The following is a 22,656-nucleotide window of genomic DNA, read 5'->3' on the forward strand; positions in this document are numbered from 1 at the left end:
GGGATGATGTTTAGAGTCCTTATTTTAATACTTACTACAAATTTGTTTTTTATGCTGCATGCAACAGGAAACATTTCAAAATATATAAACATGAAATATAGTTTCTTATCTGCGAGTATGATTGTGATTTTATCGATACTTACAGTTGTCGAGGGAATTAAATTATGGTTCTCTGGAGAAAAACAAGAGAAAGATCAGGATTGTGATTGCAGCCACGATCATCATGACCATGAACACCATCATGAACATGGTCACGAAAAAAAGAAACCAGCTGCCGGAAAAAAGATTAAAAAATTCTTGGCCTACACTCTTGTGCTGATTCCTGCTATTACTGGAGTGGTTTTGCCTGTGGCAACTCTTGATTCACAGCTTGTGGATGCCAAAGGGTTTTCATTTCCAACATTAGAAGACGGAAATAATCGATATGGGACCCATCAAGTTCTTAATCCTGATATGAGTAAATTTATGAACCCAGCTGACTTTACGGATTTAGTCAGGAAAGAGTCTAAGTCTTATATTCCAAAAAATAATATTACTTTAACGGATAAAGACTATTTAGTCGGGTTAGAAGTAATGTATAATTTTTCAGGGGCTTTTGCAGGGAAAACTCTGACCATGAAAGGCTTTACTTACAATGGTCCAGGAGTACAGCCTAACCAGCTGTTTTTACTACGATTTGGGCTCATTCACTGTGTCGCTGACTCTGGTGCCTTTGGAATGATGATTCAATTCCCAAAAAACGTACACATTCCGAATGACCAATGGTACCAAGTAACAGGAACAATGGATACCGTTTATTATCCACAAATGAAAACCAAAATTCCTGTTTTAAAAGTAACGAGCTACAAAACCATTCCAAAGCCCAATGACCCTTATGTTTATAGAAACACTTTGAATTAATGAAAGGACCCTATTTGGGTTCTTTTTTTTTCGATTTATACTTAGAAATACAGAAAAACAAAAGAGCAATTTTCCTTCTAGAGGATACTTGTAAAAAAAAGTAACAGCACCCTCTATTTGTTAGAGAGTGCTGTTGTATTTGTTTTCTTTAATATTCTCCTTTAATGACAAAGTACGAACCCCGAATCGTTCCAGCTAGTTTAGACTTCTGCCTGGCAAACTTAAACTTCCCCTCTAACTCCTTTGGTATCTCCATCCCGTCAGAAAGCTTAAAACCAACGGCCCGCTTCTTCGGGTCATCCAACGTATACATGGCATTGACACTAAGCCCATCCTCATAAAACACGTAGGCAATTTTGATATTTTCCACTTGAAAAAGTGACGTTTCTAAAGGTTTGGCCGCAAACTCAATATCACGTTCCTTCAAAATTCGGTTCACATAATCAAGGGTTTCTTGACTTTCGCTAGCAGGTTCGACCGTAAATTCATGCTTGTATTTGTTCATAAAGTAACGGGCTTCATTGGCACGTAAACCAGCAAGCGCTTCTGCTACGGGTGAAGACTCTAAACCCAACGTAGATACATTTTTAAAATCAACGATATAGGACATGTCCACCCTCCTTATTTCTTAACCACTGGAATCCACATTTCACCAAATACCAATCCGTTTCGCTGCCCCATCTCAACGGTTGTATTTGGGCCGCCAACATAGGCAACATTCTTTACTTCTGGCAAGACTTGACCGAAAGCAATGCCAGTAAGCATATTGCTCAACTCTTCCGCAGTGTTCCCTTCCCCTTTGACAACAAGATATTCCCCTTTAGGAAATTGGATCATACGGGTTGCTTCTGGCAACGAAGTCTCGGTCATTACGCCGGCATAATGCATCATCTTGTTATTCACTGCTTCATTCACAGCAAAAATGTAGTCGTTGGTGGCTACGGACTTTAACGTATCAAGCCTTCCATCTTCTTTGACGGCCTGCCAAAAGTCTGACTTTTCCTTGGTTATACCAGCATAGTCCGTGTAATCGCTCTTAAGCTCCGTACCAAAACCTAACACAGTAAAGCTGTCTTTTTCTTCTATCGTATAATTTGTCATTTTCAATCCCATCCTTTTTTTAAAATTGAATCAAATGATTTCACTTTTCACTTGATGAGTTTATAATAACCTTAAATCATGTCAAAAAATGATACTGTTTCGGAGGTCACGATGAAAAAAGTTGAACGGATTAATACCATCATGCGGTATATCAACAACCGTGCCCACTTTACCATTACTGAAATTATGCAGGAATTTAACATTTCACGTTCAACCGCGATTCGCGATATCAGAGAAATTGAAGCCATGGGGATGCCGCTAGTCGCTGAGGTTGGCAGGGATGGGGGTTATTTTGTCATGAACAACTCTGTCCTGCCCACGGTTCGCTTTACAGATAATGAAATCAAAGCTCTGTTTATCGCCTTTATGGCGACAAGGAATCAACAACTCCCCTATCTAAAGAGTCGACAGTCGCTAGCTGAAAAATTACTTGGCCTCATCTCAGAGAACCAGCAAGATGCCCTTGTTCTGTTAAATCAAATCTTGCTTTTTGAAGGGACCAATCCCCATAATCCCGACCTGCTTGATCTATCAGACCTTCCCCATCCGATGTTAGAGAAACTAATCCAACTCCTGCTGTTGGATCGTTATTTATTGGTTAGTATCGAGGAAGAGAAAATTATAAAGTCTTACCCCATTTATCTCTTACACCTGTATCGGGAAAAAAGCTTTTGGCTGATTGAAGGCTTTGACTTAAACGAAGAGAAGCGACGAATTATTCCTGTTGATAATCTCACCAATGTAGATCCATACTCTATAAAGCAAAGACTAAGTGAGAAAAGAATTTTGGAAAGACTCAGTAAGCAGGATGAAGAAATCAATCTAGTCCTTGAACTGGGTCCAAAGGCAATTGCTCAGTTTAAAAAATATCATCCTTTAAAAGTTTCCATTTCCTATACAAATCCATACCAAACCACAGCCGTTCTAAAAACGTTTATCAATGTTATTAACGCAGAAGAAATTGCCGAAATAACCAATTGGCTGCTTTTTCTTGGTGGGGATATCAAGGTTAGAGAAATGCCGGATGAGGTCTTGAACGGTATCAGAGAGAGATTAATCCTATTTTCCCCATAATGGGTGCTACTTAAAACCATATATAGCTGCCTTACGGTGAACCGTGACAAAATCAAGCGAGGTTATCTCTTTAAAAAGAAACAGCACCATCCAATTAGTGTGAATGGTGCTGGTTTCATTAGAAGAACATCTGCCCAGCCGAAACAACTGTAGTACGGCTATGCAAAACGATAGTAAATCAACAAAAAAGTTGCAAGAACAAAAATGAAGTTTAAAAACACAAAGATAAATTGGTCGGTTTTCGTTTTATGCATTTTAATTGGCGGGTTATAGAATGAAACACCTTCAATAATGAAGATAATTAGCACAATGTGAATCATGAAATGGCCGATGACTTCTGTCATTCCAAAGAGCATCGTGGTTGAGATGAAAATAGCTGTGACCACAAAACCTAATACACGGTTTAAGACACCGACCACTAATAAATAACCAACAACAAATTCAATAAATGCTGCCATAACAACAAACAAACTCGGTTCAAAGCCAAATGTTGGCACATGATGGTTTGCGACAATATCTAAAGCCATCCCAGGATAAACCCATTTTTCAACCGCTACCCAGCTAAGCGATAAGCCAGTCCCTAAATATAAAAATGGGAAGCCTGCCTTCTCTAGCTTTGTATTTCCAACCAATAAGACACCGATAATCGCCACATAAAATCCGTAATCTAACATATAGAAAATGCCATGATGAATCGTTACATAAATAAATAATCCAAGTAAAAGGGAAGCCCCTATTTTTGTCGATAGGTGATGCGGAATCAATAAAAATCCAATCGTTACCCAAGTTACTATTGTAATGATTGAGCTATCAACATGAAACTCCGGAGCAAAAAGAGTACCATTCACCATTTGTATCATCAGCGCAACGGCAGTTCCATATTTTAATAAATGCCTAGAATACTTTCTTAAACTGGAGAGTCGATCCTCCATTTTTTTTATTGGTCCCCATTTAGCCATTTTCGGGATAATCAACGTTAATGTAGCTAAAACCGTGGCTGCAACTAGTGTTAATACAAGGAACACTGGTGATAATATATGTTCAATCGACTCCTTATGTGGAACTACATTTGTAAACCACTTCACATGTGCTTGTGCAAATATAGGTGTCATAATAAGCCCTAATAATAATAGTATCTGAAATATCTTTTTCAATTGTAGTCCTCCTAGTAATATAAACAACATGACTGTAGTGATAATATACCCTGATATACCATTCTGTTACCATTTTAAAATTGAACATTTTGTGAAATATATCACATAATTGCATATTCTAATTCAAAACGAGAAAAAAGAGTCAGACCCCCGGTACGGTAAAGCTTTAGATTACCGAGGGACTGACCCTAAAATTTCTATTTTAAAAAAGCAGGCAACTTCAAAGAATTGCTGATTATCTAATATTCTATTAATCTACTGGGCGATTCTCGAAATTGTATTCCACTGATGCTGGAGCTACATGGGCACGATCCAGAGCCGGCGTATCTGGACGAACGATTTGATAAGCTGATCCTCCAACGATTGATGCAGCCTGTTGCAGCTTTTCTTTACTGATATGTTCAAGCGTATCTGTTGGTTTGTGATATTGAGGTTCAACAGGTGAATGAATAAATAGAGCAGAAGGAATGCCCACGTCATGGAATGGCTGATGGTCACTTCTTCCTAACTGTCCATACGGCACTGCTACATCATACATCCTAGATGAGGAGGAAGCTCCTAAGTCTGTAACAAGATTCTTCTGACCGTCAATGGTATACATGATCAGCCCGCCTAATGGATGATCTTCTCCTGCTTCTGCCCCGCCAATCATATCCATTTGGAAGTGGGCAACCATGCGGTCTATATCACTTTGTGGAAGCTGTGAAACGTAGAAGGACGACCCCACCATCCCTCTTTCTTCCGAACCGAATGTTAGGAAGCGGATTTCTGTATCAATTGGAGTATTCACAAAAATTCTTGCTAGCTCGAGTACTGCTGAGACTCCGGAAGCATCATCATTGGCTCCTGGTCCATTTGGAACAGAATCATGGTGTGCACCAATCGTAACAATCTGTCCTGTGTCCTTGTTCTTGTTTGGCTTTAATTTAGCCTCAACCACATAGGAAGTTTTCTCGATTTTTTCGATATCGACATCTAAGGTAGCTATAACAGGACCGTTCTTTAATTTTTCAACTAACGCCTTCCCTTGTGCTTGGGTAATCGCTATAGCAGGAACTTGTCCTTCTGCTTGGCCGAAGTTATTAGAATTACTGGTGTTATACATTAGTACCCCAACAGCACCTTTAGCAACTACGTTCTGAACTTTTTGGACGAATGTTATATCACCGCGTCCCACCAAAGCAATTTTACCAGTCAAATCAACTTGTACATCCTTTGCTAGCCCTACATCTACAAGATCTGCTGTCACTTTTCCGCTTCCACTTCCGCTAAAGGCACGCCCGTTTAAATTGACTCCGTCAACTTCAGCCAATTGACGGTTTGTCCGATAATCATAGATTGGGAACGGTATTCTTCTAGTTTCGAGACCTAAGCTCTTAAACTGGCCTTCTATGTACTCAACCCCACGAACCTCTCCCTCAGTCCCAGCTTCCCTAGGGACTGCTGATAGATACTTAATCGTATTGTACATATTCTCTGCGTTAATTTTTTTAATAACCTTGTTATCAAAAGCGGTGTCTGCTTGTGCATTAGGGGCACCATTTGTCTGAGCATACACTACCCCTGATGATAAAAGCATACCTGTCGCTAGTACCGTGATAATCGATTTACGACGAAACATAAAACTCCCCCTTTGAAAAGTGATACCTTTATATTATTCCAAACTTGGAAATAGTAGTAAATAATAATCGTTTTACAATAATCTAGGAATTCCGATAAAATCCGCACCCAATCTTATTTAACAATAACAAATATTACTCGGAAAAAAGGGTCAGTCCCCCAGTGCGGTAAAGCTTTACATCAGATGAGCAAAATATCTATATTGGCATCATTTTAGACATTACGGAACCAGGTCATGATCAATTCTTTGGAAATGGTGAAGCAAATGCTTACTCAGCATTAACAGGTAAATAGATAAAGGAAGGCCCATCTCTTCGATGGGCCTTTGTTTTGTATTACTCTATTTTTATATGTGGATTTAGCCTCTTAAGTTAGAAAATCTTAATTAAATAAGGGATTTCTCCGATTCCCTCGTATAATGCACGACTTGATTGAGATGACCATTTTTGAGTTTTACTGCCCATTCTGGATCAGCTAGTATGGCACGGCCAACGGCTACATAGTCAAATTCGCCTACTTTGATTTTTTCATCGACAATTTTGAGATTGTCTTCTATTGTTACATGATCATGATCCTGTTTGCTCAGAAAGGCGCGGTTAATTCCAACAGAACCGACCGCAATCGTTGGTCTATTGGTAATTTGTTTAGTCCACCCGGCCAAGGTTAATGATGGATCTTCCTCTATAAATTCAGGTTCCCAGATTCGTCTTGTAGAGCAGTGGAAAATATCTACACCAGCTTCAACCAATGGAGTAAGCAATTGTTCCAGCTCATTAGAGTTCTTAGCTAATTTAGCTTGATAATCGGTTCCTTTCCACTGTGAATAACGAAACACAATTGGAAAATCAGGCCCGACTTCTTTCCGGCAAGCCCGAACAATATCTGCTGCGAATTTGGTTCGTTCTCCTAAATCCCCGCCATACTCATCTGTACGTTTGTTCGTTAGTTCCCAAAAAAATTGATCAATTAAGTATCCGTGTGCACCATGCAACTCAATTCCGTCAAAGCCGATGCGCTTTGCATTTGCTGCTGCTGCGGCGTATGCATCAATCAGTTCAACCACTTCTTCTTTCGTTAGAGCCTTTATTTTCTCATTTCTCTGGCCTTTTAACGTAAATCCAGACGGACTGACAGGAGGAGCCTCAATATTTGGTTCACTGCCTGCTCTTCGGGCAGCCCCTACATGCCATAATTGTGGAATGATTTTGCCGCCTGCTTGGTGGACTTCATTCAATACATTTGCCCAGCCATTTAAGGCCTCCTCCCCATAAAAACGAGGAATATCGGGGCTCATGACTGCACCTGGGTGATTAATCGCTGTCCCTTCCGTTATGATGAGCCCAATCCCATTCTCGGCACGTTTGCGGTAATATTGTGCAACATTTTCTCCTGGGACACCATCTGGCGAAAACATTCGTGTCATTGGGGCCATCACTAACCGGCTAGCTAACATTTCTTTTCCAAATGGGACAGATTGTAACAAAGTATGACCTGCGAACTTTTGATCCACGGCGAGCACTTCCTTCTATTGATTCATTTTATCCTGCACCCTTTATTCTATAATTCCAGTAAACAAATATAAACTGTTACGTCCTATATGTTTATACTAATATTAAAATTTCTGCACGACGAAAGTTCTAAAAATATCAGCCCCTTCATTTACTGATCGTTTCGGGCGATTACCCGGATCAACATGGAGATCAAACAGTTGTAACGTTTTTCACCATATATGGTGGCAAACTTAGAAAAACTCCTACCAAAACGATGAGGTGTATATTCTACCCCCTCCTTTATCACTTCCTATTTTTTTTATCAACAAAAGCAATGGGAATATAAAAAGGAGCTTGTAATTATTACATATATTAAAATAAGGTATAATATAAAAAAATACTTGAGGTGAATATAAAATTGAATCATAATTCTGAGTCAGAACAACATATTGAAAAAGGCAATGACCAAGAAGAATATAAGACTAGCGATTACACTAGTAGATTTGAACCTGATGAGGAACTAGTTGATAGCGGATTTCAAAAATGGTTTTTGGGTAGGAAAAAGAAAAACACAGTTACTGCCAGCAAATCGGGAGGAAACTCACTATCTAGGTTCCGATTGTCAAAAAAGAAAAAGAAATTGGAGCTGTCTTGGGTAAAACTTCTCTTTAAAATCCTTGTAATAGGAGTAGTCTGTTATAACTTCAAATATATTATGGACTTTGCAAGAAATCCTATAAGTAATTTTACTCAGATAGTATATGTAGCTGGCATTTGTGCAGGAATAAATTTTATTGCCGTCTGGATTCTCTTTTATAAGAATCCGATTATACGATTTTATCTTTCCTTAGTATCCATTATAGGATCCTTTGGCTACTACTTCTATGTAAATTATATGAATCATTCCTTTTTGGGTAATCACCTCATCCCTTCGCTGCTAGTTGCTATTTCAGTATTGATGGCCGTAAACCCTAAAGTAAATTATTATTTAAAAAGTATCGTATTCCTGTTAATCCCTGTAGTAGGAATCTATTTTAGCGGTAATACATTTGCACTTGTGTGGACTCTTATGTTTACAGCAGGTTTAATCCTATTCTTCAGAGTGTCTAAATCAAAGAAATCAAAATCTAATAAAAAGGTTGAACAAACTAGAAGAAATAAACAACAAACTGCTTAAGAACTAACCATTTTTTAGATTATGAAAAGGTACTTAAAAGACCTAAAAAGTTTGCTTCCTCATTTTCTAGAATCATAAGTAGAGTTTTAAGGGCGTAAATACAAAAGGGAGCACACGTTCCATGTGCTTCCTTTTTTCGATGGTTAAAAATTTTTATGTTGCAAGTCCATCCCAACTAAATACAATTTGCATCAACTACCTGTCCAGATACCGACATAAGTTCATTTATATTCACCCATCCAGCAATATTTTGAGATTGATCAACACCATCTATGGTAAAAGATAGGCTAATATTGTTTGGAAGTGACAATGTAGATCTTTTGCCCATGTAATTCTGTGCTTTTTGAAGTGTATCCACCCTCACACCTTCACAAGAAATTACATTCTTTTGCATCGAAACGTAAATTAATACTCCTCTTAAAGGATTATAGGTCCTGATAAAACCTTCAACAGTTGTTCCATCTCGGAAGGATAATCTGATCCAGCGCTGTTGCTGATAACAAGCAAGAATTTTTTGAAATAGTCCTTGTCTGTAATCATAGTAATATGGATAAAAAGGCTGGTAGGAATCATTTGGGTGCAATGCAGCCTCCCCCTTTCTTTTATCAATAAATCTTTTCATGTATATGAGAAAAAAAAGGGTTGGTGCCTGTTATTACCTATGTGTAAAGTGCTGACACTATTGGCTAGTTCTTTATGAAACAATTTATATGCTAATGTCATTTAGGATTTGTAGCGAGTTTCGAACCCAATCCATCTTCCTAATACTCTTCAAATTATTTTATTCTGTTACCTCCTTAGGTAATTCAAATACAATTTTTCCAATTCGGCTAAAACCAGGATTTACTTCTTATAGGAATAAGTTGCTACCTCCAAAAAATAAGGAGTAAAAACTAACTAACTGCTATTCTGGTCGTTCATCCAAGGTGTGATACCGAACAAACGGACCAAGGTGACCGAACTCCCCAACCGCCTCCTCCATCAACCGGTGTGCCTCTTCATATGCGGCGGCAGGTAAAATACCCAATTTATGATACCCCATATTTCCATAGTTATAGACAAGCAAAAACCTATCTGTCTCCCAAAGCTCAAGTCGAAACACATGCCAATGGTTCATCACTTTTAATTGAATCCCTGTGAAGAATGTTTTCTCCCCCAGCTGTTGATAAGCAAACTCCGCTGTCCCTCCTTTATAGGACCTTCCTTCCTCAAATACAAGTGGGTAATCTTTCGTATATAGTTGTTCCATACCTTTCAAGGTTTCAAGACTGGTCTCCCTCTTTGTCGCCACAATCACAGGAGACAGCCTATCTACTCCTATTTCATGGTATTCGATGGTACCACTGTCATCCCATTGAATATGGAAACCTGCATCCTGAAGCACATTCGCCCACCTTCCGAGGTCTGCGGAATTTTTCAATTGTTCGCAAGAGAGATACAATCCATCCTGGGTTAACAAACGATAGACTATTTCTAAATAACGACTGTCACCATAGGTTGGATTCTCCTTCATGTATTCTGGAAGTGACCAATATTTTGAAATCATAATAGGCCCCATAATCTCATGAAAGGTCCGTGATGAAATGATGAAATCAAAAGAATTCAGGGAAAAGTGCTCAGTTACCTCCATAAAATCCATTTGGTAAAAACTCACGTTATTAAGCCCTTGCTGCCTTGCCAACTGCTGTGCACATTGAATTCCATTTCCACACTGTTCAATGCCAACGATCTCCGCATCTGGAAAAATCGAGGCGTACCAACAAGACAGCAACCCATTATCACAGCCAATTTCCAAAATCCGCTTCGGCTTTAAATGAGTTTGCTGACAGATCCAGTTGAGCAAAGACTGATGGAAATTCATCGTCCATGATTCTACTGCCAAACTGAAGGGCAGTGTTCGGTTTTTCACTTCATAAAGATTCCCTTTTAGTTTGCGCTCCATAATGGGTTGGAGTTCCTTAGCCAAGAAGGAGTCAACCTCGGTTACGTGCCTCCAAAAGTCTTCTTTGGTAAAGTAGTTTTTGATACCCAGTGACTTAAAATAGGCAGAGACACTTTGTGACTTTAATTTGTTATTTATAAACATAGTATTATCTCCAGTTTAGGCGTATTAATTTTGTTTAACAGGACCAAAACCTATCAGTTAGTATTATTATCTGGTACTAATTATAGCATAAAAAAAAACTTTACTCCTTATTGGAGTAAAGAAAATGGAAGAATTCACTCACGAATGACAGAGGAATAATGGTAATAATTCAGCGTTAACTTACTTCATCACCTTTTCACTAGAAAGTGCATGCTTAAACTGTTCGATTAGGACAGGAACGATCTCAAAGGCATCGCCAACAATTCCATAATGACAGTTCTGAAAGATAGGAGCTTCTTTGTCCTTATTAATGGCAATAATTAAACCAGAATTTTTCATTCCCACAATATGTTGAATCGCACCAGAAATCCCAATCGCAAAATAAATCTTTGGCGTTACCGTCACACCGGTTTGCCCTACTTGATGTGGATGAGCAATCCATCCCGCTTCCACCACATCCCTGCTCGCACCAACGGCTCCTCCAAGGGTTTCTGCCAACCGGTGTATTAACTGAAATCCTTCGTAGCTGCCTAAGCCTTTTCCTCCGGCCACAACGATGTCCGCTTCGTCGATTCTTACCTTTTTAACCGTTTCTTTTACAATTTCCAAGACTTTTGTCCGGATATCTTCTTCCTTTAGTGAAACGGTTTCTTCGATGACCTTGCCTGTTCTCCCCACCTCCGGGATCAGCGCCTTCATGACCTTGGCGCGTACTGTCGCCATTTGCGGCCTGTACTTTTTACATAAAATGGTCGCCATAATATTTCCGCCAAACGCTGGCCTACTTGCAAGGAGTAACCCCGTTTCCTCTTCCACATCCAACTCCGTCGTATCCGCCGTCAACCCTGTCGGCAGATCGGTGGCTACTGCACTTGCCAGGTCTTTTCCCGTTGAGGTGGCCCCATAGAGGATAATTTCCGGTTTATATTTATCACTGCACTCTAGCAGCGCCTTCATGTAGGTCTCGGTCCGGTAATGCTTAAAGAGGGGTTGATCATAGACATACACGGTATCTGCTCCATATTCAAAAACGGTCTTTGTTAAAGGTTTAACATTTTCCCCGATGAGAATACCTGCTAGTTCCACACCCCGTTTATCAGCCAATTTTCTACCAGCACCTAATAATTCAAGGGATACGGAGGCAACCTCTCCGTCCTTTTGTTCAATGAAGACCCAAACACCTTTGTACTCGCTAAAATCCAATTACATCCCCTCCTTACTTACAAACAGTTCCTTCTTTTCAAGCAGGACCTGAAGCAATTGCTCTACTTGTGCTGTTGGGCTGCCTTCAAGAAATGTTCCCCCTGCAGGCTTCCCGGGAGCCCATACTTTGGAAACAATTGTTGGGGATCCCTTTAAACCAAGCTGCTTGATATCTACATCTTCAATGTCATCAACAGACCAGATATGTGGTTGGTATCTGGCAGCTTTGATCATGTTCGGCATCGGAGAATATGGCACCTCATTAATGGTTTTTTCAACGGAAAATAAACAGGGCAAGGTGGATTGGACGACTTCATATCCATCCTCCAGCTTGCGATGGACAACGGCATATCCTTCTTCTAAATTGATTTCCACGACGTTGTTCACAGAAGTGAGTGGTGGAATATCGAGCCTTCTTGCTATTCCGGGTCCGACTTGCCCGGTATCTCCATCGATGGACATTTTTCCGCAAATAATCAAATCGACGGGCCTGGTTTTTGCAATTTTTTCAATCGCCTTTGTCACAGCATAGCTCGTAGCCAATGTATCGGCACCCGCAAACCGGCGGTCCGTGATTAAATACCCCTCATCCGCGCCTATTTCAATACACTTCTTTATAGCGGAAACAGCTGGAGGTGGACCCATCGTGACAACTGAAACAGTCCCACCATATCGTTGCTTTAAACGAACGGCTTCTTCAACGGCATGAGCATCATACGGATTTAAAATAGCAGGTGCTGTCCTCCGGTCCATAGTGTTTGTTTTTGGATTCATCTTAATAATTTTAGTGTCAGGCACTTGCTTGATACAGGCTACAATATGAAACATTAAACCCCTCCCATCTAACTTAAAAAGCCCACGGGTTCTTTAATACCGCCATACGAAACTTCCCGGATGTTACTCAGCTAAAAGGCCTGTTACACCCGTCTATATCTACTTTATTAAGAGAGATGTCCTAACATGCGAATTTTCTGACAAAAACTCCACGGGATCCACGGGGATGGTTCCAAAAATATACCAGGCACCATCCTATTTTTTCGATTGTGCCTGGCATTTATTGATTCTTAAGCAACCATCCTAGATTTTTAATACAATGTAATATACTACATTAGAAAAAGGTGATGTGATGCGAGAAAAGTTAGATATTTTAAAGAAAAATGACCCCGTTCTTGGTAAGCTGATTGACCTTATTGGCGAATTAAAATTACATAAACAGGACAATCATTATTTGTCACTAGGAAAATTAATCATTGGTCAACAACTCTCAATAAAAGCAGCAGAAACAATATACCGTCGTTTTATTGATTTAACAAAAAGGACTATTACTCCCGAAAAAGTAATATTCCTCTCTGATGAGGCACTTAGAAAGATTGGTATATCATATCAAAAAATTAAGTATATAAAGGATCTATCTGCAAAAGTGCTAAATAAAGGAATTACATTAGAAACTCTGGATGAATTAAGTAACAGTGAAGTAATTAATACTCTAACAAGTGTCAAAGGAATAGGCTCATGGACTGCAGAAATGTTCTTAATCTTCTCCCTGCGCCGAGAAGATGTTTTATCTATACTAGATGTAGGTTTACAACGTGGAGCCAAATGGTTGTATAGTACTGAGGATGGAAAAAAGGCTTTAATAGAAAAAGGGCTAAAATGGGAACCATATCATTCACTTGCCTCCCTTTATCTATGGGAGGCAGTCAACCGTGGGTTGGTAACCAGTTACAAGTCCTTTGATGATTATTATCAACATTAATTAACAATTCCCCTCCCTCAATTTAATATAGATGCTTGAAATAGGTACGCCTTTCTAATAATAATTTATTACCTTTGAAAAAAGTAGAACTTGCTAGCTTATAAATTTTAAAATCAATCTAAGTCTTCACATCTTCTTTCAAAAAATAAAAGCCCTTCTCATTCGAGATGGGCTCAAATTCATATTGCTAATAATTGGTGAACAGTGACTGTCATTTTTCGCCATTAAAAATGTTAAAAAGTCAGTATTAGCGGAACTTTATGGGAATAAAATTCACCAGAGTTGGCTTGCAGGTCTCAAGCAGTTTTGAAGACTGTCCTATATAATCCCCTCAATCATTCTGATCAATCATAGTCAATATCAGCGTTGAATTGACGACTTACACAGTTAATGTTCAATCACCGTAATAGTTTTCGTTCGTCCTTTACAGCTTAATTATAGAAAAAATACCATTATGTGTAAAATTATAACAATAGAATTATAATCAATGTTTCCACATTCCACATGGCTTGAGTGTTGGTCGCAGACATATTGATGTAGTGGTGTTTACCTATTTATTTAATAATTAATCAAAAAGTGCTCCCGTATTAAATACAATTTTTCTATTGAATAGTATCGTTGTACTGCGCAGTAAATAAAGCTGTTTCTTATCCTGCTTATTCAATAATAGCGCCCGATTGTTGAACAAATAACAAACAGCACTTTTCATTAACCTGGACCGTTAGTGCAAGAGCCACATTATGGAACCTTTACAGTATAAGGTGGGCAAGGTCTTTCTGTCTAAAGTATTCAGCTAAATCTTCGGGTTCTAACTCTCTTATTTCATAGACACGATAATTATGAGCATCAGGATTAGAAAACTCTAGCAATTCAAAAACCTCAGAGTCAGTAAGTACTCGATTACTGTAGTGAGAATCTAATAAAATTAAATCCCTATACTTACCAGTAAGCTGTGCTATTTGATCCACTTCCCAGACCAGATATAGATAATTTAAATTTATATTCTTGAACTCTTCTTCAATGGCTTTTTTAATTTCTACCTCATCTCCCAAGTATATTTTGTGATTCATTTTTGTTATTTTTTCAAAAATCTGGATACTATTAAGAATTTGAAATTTTCCTTTATTGTGCCAGATATGATATAGACCTTCACCTTCCCAAATAATGTCCATAGACCTGTTGTTTTTAAACTGATGCATAGGTCTAACTACTTTATCCAGTAGTTCTTCCTTGCTTGTTATATAGAACTCTCCGTTAATACAAGTGGGATCTTCTTCCTTTGCGACATTATACAATAATTTAAAATAGTCAATAGTTAACTTCATTCAAAATTAATCTCCTCTTCGCACTTATAAATAAAACTACATATTAATGATACTTGCTTTCCTCATTAATGGCGAAAAGAAGCGATTTTTTTCATCATAGATAAATAATTCAATTCTCCCCCAAGGTTTCTATTTTTAGGAGGCTCCATATTGCCTTACCATTTAATTGTTCCTTGGATGACAACTCTCCCTATTCATTTTTTCCAGATAGGCTACAATACCAACTAATTGATAATCATTAGGGGGAAGATGGTTTGAGGAGATTTTCATAGCTTATATTCGAATTCTATACAAAATATTACAGATTAATGTATGCAAAATTGCTCCTTTAATAACAACTGCTGTTTCAATTTCGTCATTAGAGTCAATAATTCCTGTAAAAAAGAAATCGGGAGAGATGAAATTGTTATTATCTAAAGCATGGGACATGTACGAAGCTGACAAACGAATTGAAGGCTTTTCACCTCAAACATTAAAGGCATACAAACTACAATCCATTTTATTTATCCGTTTTTTTAAAGATGCTGAACTCGAAGCAGTCACTACATACCAATTAAAAGCTTACTTAGCAAAATCAAGCGAAAACCTCAAGCCTGCAAGTTTGGCTCATAGAATTCGTTTTATGAAATCATTTTTTCGATGGTCTCATGAAGAAGGACATATCCCCCAAAACCCTGCAGCTAAAATAAAAGAACCTAAAACCGGGAAACGAATTCCTAAATTTTTGACCGAAATGGAAATTGAACATTTACGGGAAGCCTGTTGTTCCCCCATGGAAAATGCTCTGTTTGAATTCATGTTCTCCACAGGATGCTGAATAGGAGAAATTATTTCCTTGGACAGAGGAAGAATTAATTGGTCGAACCGATCAGCCATAATAAGAGGTAAAGGCGATAAGGAAAGGAAAGTCTATTTCAATATCCGATGCGAAATTTGGTTAAAACGATACCTTGATAGTCGTTTAGACAGGGACACTGCTATTTTTGTCACAGAACGGGATCCTCACCGAATAAGCATTGCCCAGATGCGATACATTGTTAAGCGGATTTCAAACCAGGCTAGCATTAACAAAGACATTCATCTGCACCAACTGAGGCACAGCTATGCAACCCACTTATTGAATAATGGAGCACCGCTCGATGTTATTCAAAGCTTATTAGGTCATGAGAAAAGTGAAACTACCCGGATATATGCCCAGTTAAGTGGAAGTATCAGGCAGCAATTATATACGAAGTACTTTTAAATATAAATAAAGCAACGCATCTTGAATGCGTTGCTTATTTCACTCTTGCCCGCTGTTTGCTTAATAAGAATCTCTTAAGTCAAAGCCTTGCTTTTTGGCAAATTCATTAATCACTTGAATTAAGTCATCCCTATAAATTGATGTAGAACTAGGGATAATTCTAGGGTTCTTTTCATCAGGAAATGTGTACTCTAGAAAAATAATAAAGTTTGTATGGTCCATTTTTTTTATTACATATTCATTGCACTCATACTCACCATTCATGATATTATTATTTGTTATAAAATCGATTATCCCATCATAAAAGTCTTGATATTGTATTTTGTTTCTAAAAAACTCTTAATTATTTTATCCATGATAAATGAACCTCCCCACCGACTAAATTTCACCTTAAGTTAATCATTTATTTTGAGTGAATCTTGTTAAGCAAAACTGCTCCGTTAAATCAACAAGAAAACCGGATCGCCGCAGCTATCCCATCTTTAACATAAGCACTCGATAGTTTAAGTGAATCTAATCACAAACTTAAAGGTTTACTGATAAAGTTGAGTTCCTTTAAGAAAGGTCAGGAACATGGGATTTCCAACGATAATGAGGCTTTAAACTATAAAAAAGTCGATCTCCCAGTCTTAGGGAATCGACTTTTCTATTTAAATTGACTCTGCCACCAATGAGTTAGTCCAATAACCCTTTTCTATTTTTACATTTCTAAATCTGTAAATGCGTAAGGTAGCAATTCTTTTAAGGACAATTCTAATATATCTTTTTTCTCGTTAGTTAAATAAACTGGCATTTCAGGTAAACAAAATTCTGCTAAAACTTGTCTGCAAATGCTGCAAGGCGGAAGAAAATCTACCGTATCACCTGCGACAGCTATAGCCTGGAACTCACCTTTTTTATAACCATTTGTTATTGCGGTAAAAATAGCCGTTCTCTCAGCACAATTGGTTGCACCTAGTGAAACATTTTCTACGTTTACTCCATTAATTACAGTACCATCAGTTAGTAATAATGCTACTCCAACTGGAAATTTGGAATATGGTACGTATGCTTTCACTTTCATCTTACGTGCACTTTCCATTAATTGCTCTTTATTCAACTTATCCACCCTTTTTCTAAGAATGAACTTTTCAAAGTTCCCTAAACGTCAACATTCTGTTGACAGGACTATTAATACTATATATGAAATAGATATTTGTCAATATAGTAGGTGTAACAAGGATACTATTTACAAATATATCGATTAAATTTACTTCTTCAATTAAACTACCACGTTATTTGGAACAACGCATCCATTTGTTTAACTTTGTTATTCAACTCAACTAGACTTATATTATCTACTCCCCAATACGCTTTGAGAATTAGGAATTTCCAAGCAACACCATTTAAACTGAACTTTTACGTGTAAAGATATATATTTATGTCCTTAGAACATGGAGTAAGTCAAGGTACTAAATATATGTGATGACATCAGTTAGGTTCCTCTTACAACGACTAATTCTAATTGTCGTTCACGAAGAGAGGCGAGAGCATCCGGAGCATTATCAAATGCATAAACAGAGGTAGGTGGGGGTTTTATTTCTCCTGTTTCCACCAAATTATCTAAAACCTTGATACTCTCGGTACGTTCTTCTTCTGAGCGAATTGTGTGAAGTGCACCTGTAACAGAATAGCCTTTAATTTGGATATGCAATGGATCAGGCTGCCCCCAGGTTCCACTCGCAAATCCGATTAGTACAACTCGCCCTCCTAAGGCAATGCTATTTACAGCCTTGGTGTACAAGTCACCACCAACCGTATCATAAATTACATTGACACCCTGACCCTGAGTAAACCTATCAATGGTTTCATCAAACCCTTGCTCTGCTGGATTAAGGACATAGTCTGCTCCTTGAGCACGACAAAACTCTTCTTGTTTTTTAGCCCTCGCTGTGGCAATGACGGTTGCACCAAGTGCTTTGCCTAATTGAATGGCTGCTGATCCAGTTCGGCCTGCCCCGCCTAATACAAGTAACGTTTCCCCGGATTTTAGTGCTGCACGGTTAACTAGGCCGACATATGCGACATGAAATGACCCTAAGAAACTAGCCGCTTCATCATCTGAAAGCGTTGATGGTGCCAATATAGCGCTGTCACCTGGACTTATGCAATATTCCGCTAACCCTCCTAAACCCACATGGAAATTTGCACCTCCGATGATACGATCACCTTCTTTAAACGGATATCCAGGGCCAGCTTTATCTACAATCCCTACGATCTCTTGGCCGAATGAAATAGGGAGTTTTTTGATGACTAGATAAGTTCCATCCAGCATCATTTTATCGGGTAGTCCCAGTATGGTAGCCAGAACTTTTATTCTAGCTTCGTTTTCTTGGGGCTCCGGTAATGGAATTACTATTTTTTTTACAACCTCTTCTGCTTTTCCTAAAGAATGTGCCTGCCAACTTAACATAAACAGTTCTCCTCGATAAATAATATTTATAATGCTCTTCTTGACAAAATTTTAGATTAGCAACATTAGGCGACCTGGGCTGCCATAATGGCACGCGTATTGTATTGATTCTTCATTTCTATATCTCCTTGTAATTCAATTTAAGTATTTTTTTAGCAAATCCTTTCACGTTTGGGAGTAGATCAAGAAAACTAAATAATGCTTAATTTGCTAATTAACCCTCTGGAAATTACCCAGCAATGACAGTTCTTCTGTTGATTTTTTTACTAATTTGTCGCGTATATTACTATTATCCATTTGGAATAAGTACGTCTTCGCTTCGTTGTAAAAGGCTTGTTATCTAAAACACTGCTTCTCAAAAAGAACCTTTCTTATTGACTTCTTCTAGCAATTTAGATATTAATAACTTTAGTGAGGAATTAACTTCATTATTTACAAATTCCCCGTCTTCGTTCAATCTACTGTTTGCTCCAGAAATTAATAATGCTCCACCATCGAATACATTCGCATTTAACATACTTAAATTGAGTTGTAATGCTTGATGAGCATTTTCCCCATCACATGAAGATGTGATAACCGCTACTGGTTTCGTATAAAGCTCAGCAGACGAAACCAACCATTCTAAGGCATTTTTCTAGACACCAGGTACACCCTTTATATATTCAGGTGTACAGATAATGACTCCATCTGCTTTTGAAAGTAATTCTCTATATACTTGCACCTCTAATGGTGGTTTATCATTATCTAATTCACGATTAAAATGCGAAAGTTTTTCAATACCATTGTATATTTCATATTCAACATGGTTGGGCATGAATTTTCTTAGGCTATTAAGTGCTTTTTGAGTGGATGATTTTTTTCGATTACTTCCTGATAGGGCTACAATATTAATCTTTGTTTCCATACGAATCACTCCTTCACTAAATATTAATTAAAGTCTTGCATTAATGTATCAACCACTTCTTTTACAGTTCCGATTTCTTTAATTGGCGTAATTCCAGTACCTATAGAAATATAGCCATCGTCTGTATTGCCTTCTAGCATACCGATACGCATTCCAATTGATCCACGCATCATTTTTGCTGTTTCTTCACGGCTAGCACCTTGTTTATCCATTTCGACTAGTTTATTCGCTAATTTAGTAGGTAAAGACCGATAGTATGCTGGTAAAGTACGAAACATTAGTAAATCTTCTGCTGTAGCATCTACAATTATTTGTTTCACGCTTTCTGCTGCTGGATTTTCTTTTGTTGGAATAAAGACACTGCTAGCATAAACACCTTCAGCGCCTAAAGCAAATGCAGCACGCACTCCTCTAACGTCTCCAATACCACCAGCTGCCATTACAGGAGTATTTATAGCATCTACAATCATTGGAACAATCGAAAATGTTCCAATAACTCGTTCTGGAACCGTACCACCTTCATCAAATCCAGTCGCTACATAAACATCTATTCCAAATTCTTCTGCAGCTCTTGCATCTTCAATAGTAGGAGTAAGGGGTCTATAAACAATTTTAATATTGTTTTCTTTTAATGGTTTAAAGATTCTATCATCCAGCATACCGCCTACATGAACAACGGGAACTTTCTCGTCAATCACTGCTTCTAAAATTGGCCATGTGAATGCTAAATCACGATTTACGAGCACAGATACTCCAAATGGCTTATTCGTTAATGATTTTGTTTTTTGTATTTCACTTCTCATTCTTTCCTCACTAATTTCGGGTGAACGAGTTATTTCAATCTGACCCGCATTTGGACCTAGAAATCCTAATCCACCAGCATTGCTTACCGCTGCAACAAATTCGGCATTAATAACCCAAGACATTGGGCACTGTATAATCGGTTTTTCTATATTTAGTATTTCACATATTCTATTATTCATTAATGAATCCTCCTGCTTACGATATTTTCAAGAACCTTTAGTTGGTTAAAAATGATACCAGCTCAAAAAATTCCAACCGACACCCCATTTTTCCTTCCATTTAGTTCGTACGTTCTTCATAAATACCGATAAGAGATACGCTGACAAAACATCAATGTGGCGAATGCACCACTTCACGGCTGACTACAACACGGCGAATGAAGAATGCTGTGACCAAGCCAATCAGTGCAATGATAATCATGGACAAGAACACGTTTTGTGCTCCCGCCGTCATCGCGTTTGCTATTTCGGCCTGTGTGGCCGGAGCGGAGGAGGCGTGCAAATACTTGTCCATCCCCCTCGTAAGGATACTGACAGCTACAGCTATTCCAATCGCGCCTGCAACCTGCGGTAGTGTGTTTAAGACTGCCGTACCGTGCGGATATAGTTCTGGCGGTAATTGATTAAGTCCGTTCGTTTGAGCAGGCATATATATCATACCTACCCCAACCATGAGCCCTATATGCAAAGCCACCATAAAGGCCACTGAAGAAGCAGGAGATAGGGTAGTAAAGAACCATAACATGACTGAAACGATAGCGAATCCTGGAATAACGAGCCATTTTGGCCCATATTTATCGAACAAGTGCCCCATACGCGGGGAAAGGAGACCGTTCAGCGCACTGCCCGGCAAAAGCATGAGTCCCGCAGTGAACGCAGACAATCCTGCGCCCGTCTGTAGAAACATCGGGAGGATAATCATGCTCGACATCAGGATCATCGGGCATAACACTACTAGAATCGCCCCAACGACGTACATCGGATACTTGAAAACGCTCAGATTCATCATCGGATCACTCATAACGTTCTGACGCAGTATGAATAGCACTAGCGCGACGAGTCCAACAATGATCGAAGTAATCACAACTGCGCTACCCCAACCTTCAGCTCCTTCGCCCGCCTTACTAAAGCCAAACACAACTCCTCCGAATCCAATCGTTGACAATAACAGAGAAAGTAAATCTATCCGAGGCTTTGTGACATCCGTAACGTTTTCCAAATACTTCAACCCTATCAAAAACCCTAAAACCAAAAATGGAAGTGATAACCAAAAGATGGAATGCCATGTTAAATATCCGACTACTAGACCACCTATGGTCGGTCCGGTCGCTGGCGCAAACATGGTAACAAGTCCGACTAACCCCATTGCCGCCCCCCGCTTTTCAGGAGGATAAATGACGAGAATTGTATTGAACAAGAGTGGGAGCAAAAAACTCATACCTACTGCCTGTAAAACTCGGCCGAACATTAACATTTCAAAATTGAACGCCAGCGCCGCGATTAATGTACCAACGATTAAGCTGATAAGTGAACCTGTGAAGAGCTGTCTTGTAGTAAACGTCTGCAACAACAACCCACTTATTGGCATTAAAATGCCTATAGTCAACAAGTACCCAGTTGTTAACCACTGTGCAGTTGCGGCTGAAATTTGGAATACTTCCATTAAATTAGTCAGTGCAACATTGAGGGCAGTTTCGCTTAGGAAGCCGAATAAACCGCAGATAAGCAAGGATGCCATAATGGCACGCGTATTGTATTTTTTCAATCTTTATTCCTCCATAATCTATATAGTAAAATTTAAATATTGTCTTGCCTTTGTTATCTTATTGGAGTATCCTATTTTAAACAAGTACGATTATTTTTAGAACATACTATTAAAAACAATACTAATGAGGTTTTACACACTTTTAAGATCTTAATATATATTTTTGGAGGGGAAAATATGGACCACAGCAAGAAGTATTCGGGTGATTGTGGACTAAACAAAGTTCAAAAAATAGTTGGTGGGAAGTGGAAATTGTCACTTTTGTGGTATATTTCCGCAGAAACAAGAAGATTTGGGGAGATAAAACGCATTTTTCCAGATATTACACAATCGATGCTAACGAAGCAACTCCGAGAATTAGAAAGTGACGGACTATTACATCGTGAAATTTATAAAGAGGTCCCACCAAGAGTAGAATATTCTTTAACAAATCTTGGCCAGCAGTTTTTACCAATCCTTCAAAGTATGTCTGAATGGGGGGATTGCAATTTAGAATAAGAATTGATAACTTTTTATGAAAAAAGATTGTTTAACAAACTAACAAAAGTATTTTATTTTATAGACGGTAAAACAGCCGGCTGGTGTGAACTGCCCCGTAAATGT

The 22,656-nt window shown here is 38.5% G+C and carries 21 protein-coding genes and 1 pseudogene; 6 read left to right on the top strand and 16 right to left on the bottom strand.

The features are described from left to right. Positions 1-3 precede the first annotated feature (3 nt). A complete protein-coding gene (locus V7121_RS19630) occupies positions 4-900 on the top strand; it encodes a TIGR03943 family putative permease subunit (RefSeq protein ID WP_335501965.1) in 897 nt (298 codons plus the stop codon). 148 nt (positions 901-1,048) lie between these two features. Here the strand turns inward: V7121_RS19630 and V7121_RS19635 are convergent, their stop codons facing one another. Further along, on the bottom strand, positions 1,049-1,510 hold the full coding sequence (locus V7121_RS19635; RefSeq protein ID WP_335501963.1) for a phage tail protein: 462 nt from the start codon (positions 1,508-1,510) through the stop codon (positions 1,049-1,051). Between the two features lie 11 nt (positions 1,511-1,521). After that, positions 1,522-2,001, bottom strand: coding sequence for a GyrI-like domain-containing protein (locus V7121_RS19640; protein ID WP_335501962.1), 480 nt, complete (start codon positions 1,999-2,001; stop codon positions 1,522-1,524). 111 nt (positions 2,002-2,112) lie between these two features. Here V7121_RS19640 and V7121_RS19645 point away from each other — a divergent pair, with 111 nt between their 5' ends. Continuing rightward, entirely contained in the window at positions 2,113-3,075 is a 963-nt protein-coding gene (locus V7121_RS19645; protein ID WP_335501960.1) for a helix-turn-helix transcriptional regulator, read from the top strand. Positions 3,076-3,233: 158 nt separating this feature from the next. Here the strand turns inward: V7121_RS19645 and V7121_RS19650 are convergent, their stop codons facing one another. The 3 genes from V7121_RS19650 to V7121_RS19660 all read right to left on the bottom strand — a co-directional run bounded on the left by V7121_RS19650 (position 3,234) and on the right by V7121_RS19660 (position 7,359). Beyond that, the gene (locus tag V7121_RS19650) at positions 3,234-4,229 is read right to left on the bottom strand and encodes a hypothetical protein (protein WP_335501958.1); all 996 of its coding nucleotides are present in this window, start codon (positions 4,227-4,229) and stop codon (positions 3,234-3,236) included. A 250-nt stretch (positions 4,230-4,479) separates the two neighbouring features. Then, complete coding sequence (locus V7121_RS19655) at positions 4,480-5,850, bottom strand: M28 family peptidase (RefSeq protein WP_335501956.1); 1,371 nt, start codon at positions 5,848-5,850, stop codon at positions 4,480-4,482. 384 nt (positions 5,851-6,234) lie between these two features. Then, a complete protein-coding gene (locus V7121_RS19660) occupies positions 6,235-7,359 on the bottom strand; it encodes an NADH:flavin oxidoreductase (RefSeq protein ID WP_335501954.1) in 1,125 nt (374 codons plus the stop codon). A gap of 398 nt (positions 7,360-7,757) precedes the next feature. On the opposite strand from V7121_RS19660, the gene V7121_RS19665 reads away from it, so the two are divergent. Continuing rightward, the gene (locus V7121_RS19665) at positions 7,758-8,516 is read left to right on the top strand and encodes a hypothetical protein (protein ID WP_335501953.1); all 759 of its coding nucleotides are present in this window, start codon (positions 7,758-7,760) and stop codon (positions 8,514-8,516) included. A 175-nt stretch (positions 8,517-8,691) separates the two neighbouring features. On the opposite strand, the gene V7121_RS19670 is transcribed toward V7121_RS19665, so the two are convergent. The 4 genes from V7121_RS19670 to V7121_RS19685 form a co-directional block, all read right to left on the bottom strand. Beyond that, positions 8,692-9,099, bottom strand: coding sequence for a hypothetical protein (locus V7121_RS19670; RefSeq protein WP_335547516.1), 408 nt, complete (start codon positions 9,097-9,099; stop codon positions 8,692-8,694). 321 nt (positions 9,100-9,420) lie between these two features. Then, positions 9,421-10,602 (bottom strand): methyltransferase domain-containing protein, encoded by a 1,182-nt coding sequence (locus V7121_RS19675; RefSeq protein ID WP_335547519.1) that lies wholly within the window; start codon positions 10,600-10,602, stop codon positions 9,421-9,423. Positions 10,603-10,782: 180 nt separating this feature from the next. Beyond that, entirely contained in the window at positions 10,783-11,805 is a 1,023-nt protein-coding gene (locus tag V7121_RS19680; protein ID WP_335501948.1) for an electron transfer flavoprotein subunit alpha/FixB family protein, read from the bottom strand. Further along, positions 11,806-12,633, bottom strand: a complete 828-nt coding sequence (locus tag V7121_RS19685; RefSeq protein ID WP_335547521.1) for an electron transfer flavoprotein subunit beta/FixA family protein — start codon at positions 12,631-12,633, stop codon at positions 11,806-11,808. A gap of 298 nt (positions 12,634-12,931) precedes the next feature. On the opposite strand from V7121_RS19685, the gene V7121_RS19690 reads away from it, so the two are divergent. Continuing rightward, positions 12,932-13,561 carry a DNA-3-methyladenine glycosylase family protein gene (locus V7121_RS19690; protein WP_335547522.1) on the top strand — a complete coding sequence of 210 codons (630 nt, stop codon included), beginning with the start codon at positions 12,932-12,934 and terminating at the stop codon, positions 13,559-13,561. Between the two features lie 749 nt (positions 13,562-14,310). Here V7121_RS19690 and V7121_RS19695 read toward each other — a convergent pair. Continuing rightward, a complete protein-coding gene (locus V7121_RS19695) occupies positions 14,311-14,886 on the bottom strand; it encodes a hypothetical protein (protein ID WP_335547524.1) in 576 nt (191 codons plus the stop codon). Positions 14,887-15,289: 403 nt separating this feature from the next. Here V7121_RS19695 and V7121_RS19700 point away from each other — a divergent pair. Beyond that, positions 15,290-16,129 (top strand): annotated as a pseudogene (locus tag V7121_RS19700) (tyrosine-type recombinase/integrase). A gap of 700 nt (positions 16,130-16,829) precedes the next feature. Here the strand turns inward: V7121_RS19700 and V7121_RS19705 are convergent. The 6 genes from V7121_RS19705 to V7121_RS19730 form a co-directional block, all read right to left on the bottom strand. Next, a complete protein-coding gene (locus V7121_RS19705; protein WP_192654742.1) occupies positions 16,830-17,228 on the bottom strand; it encodes a cytidine deaminase in 399 nt (132 codons plus the stop codon). A 375-nt stretch (positions 17,229-17,603) separates the two neighbouring features. Further along, the gene (locus tag V7121_RS19710; RefSeq protein ID WP_335547526.1) at positions 17,604-18,581 is read right to left on the bottom strand and encodes an NADPH:quinone oxidoreductase family protein; all 978 of its coding nucleotides are present in this window, start codon (positions 18,579-18,581) and stop codon (positions 17,604-17,606) included. A gap of 355 nt (positions 18,582-18,936) precedes the next feature. Further along, entirely contained in the window at positions 18,937-19,197 is a 261-nt protein-coding gene (locus tag V7121_RS19715) for a hypothetical protein (protein WP_335547528.1), read from the bottom strand. 18 nt (positions 19,198-19,215) lie between these two features. Continuing rightward, the gene (locus tag V7121_RS19720; protein ID WP_335547530.1) at positions 19,216-19,485 is read right to left on the bottom strand and encodes an NADPH-dependent FMN reductase; all 270 of its coding nucleotides are present in this window, start codon (positions 19,483-19,485) and stop codon (positions 19,216-19,218) included. Between the two features lie 23 nt (positions 19,486-19,508). Beyond that, the gene (locus tag V7121_RS19725; RefSeq protein ID WP_335547532.1) at positions 19,509-20,468 is read right to left on the bottom strand and encodes an NAD(P)H-dependent flavin oxidoreductase; all 960 of its coding nucleotides are present in this window, start codon (positions 20,466-20,468) and stop codon (positions 19,509-19,511) included. Between the two features lie 151 nt (positions 20,469-20,619). Continuing rightward, complete coding sequence (locus V7121_RS19730; RefSeq protein ID WP_335547537.1) at positions 20,620-22,026, bottom strand: DHA2 family efflux MFS transporter permease subunit; 1,407 nt, start codon at positions 22,024-22,026, stop codon at positions 20,620-20,622. Between the two features lie 204 nt (positions 22,027-22,230). Between V7121_RS19730 and V7121_RS19735 the strand changes: the two genes are divergently transcribed. Continuing rightward, positions 22,231-22,551: a winged helix-turn-helix transcriptional regulator gene (locus V7121_RS19735; protein WP_098263287.1), complete on the top strand. Its 321-nt coding sequence runs from the start codon at positions 22,231-22,233 to the stop codon at positions 22,549-22,551. Positions 22,552-22,656: the final 105 nt, after the last annotated feature.

Origin of the sequence: Neobacillus drentensis (genome assembly GCF_036962125.1) — a bacterium.
Lineage (GTDB): Bacteria > Bacillota > Bacilli > Bacillales > Cytobacillaceae > Neobacillus > Neobacillus drentensis_B.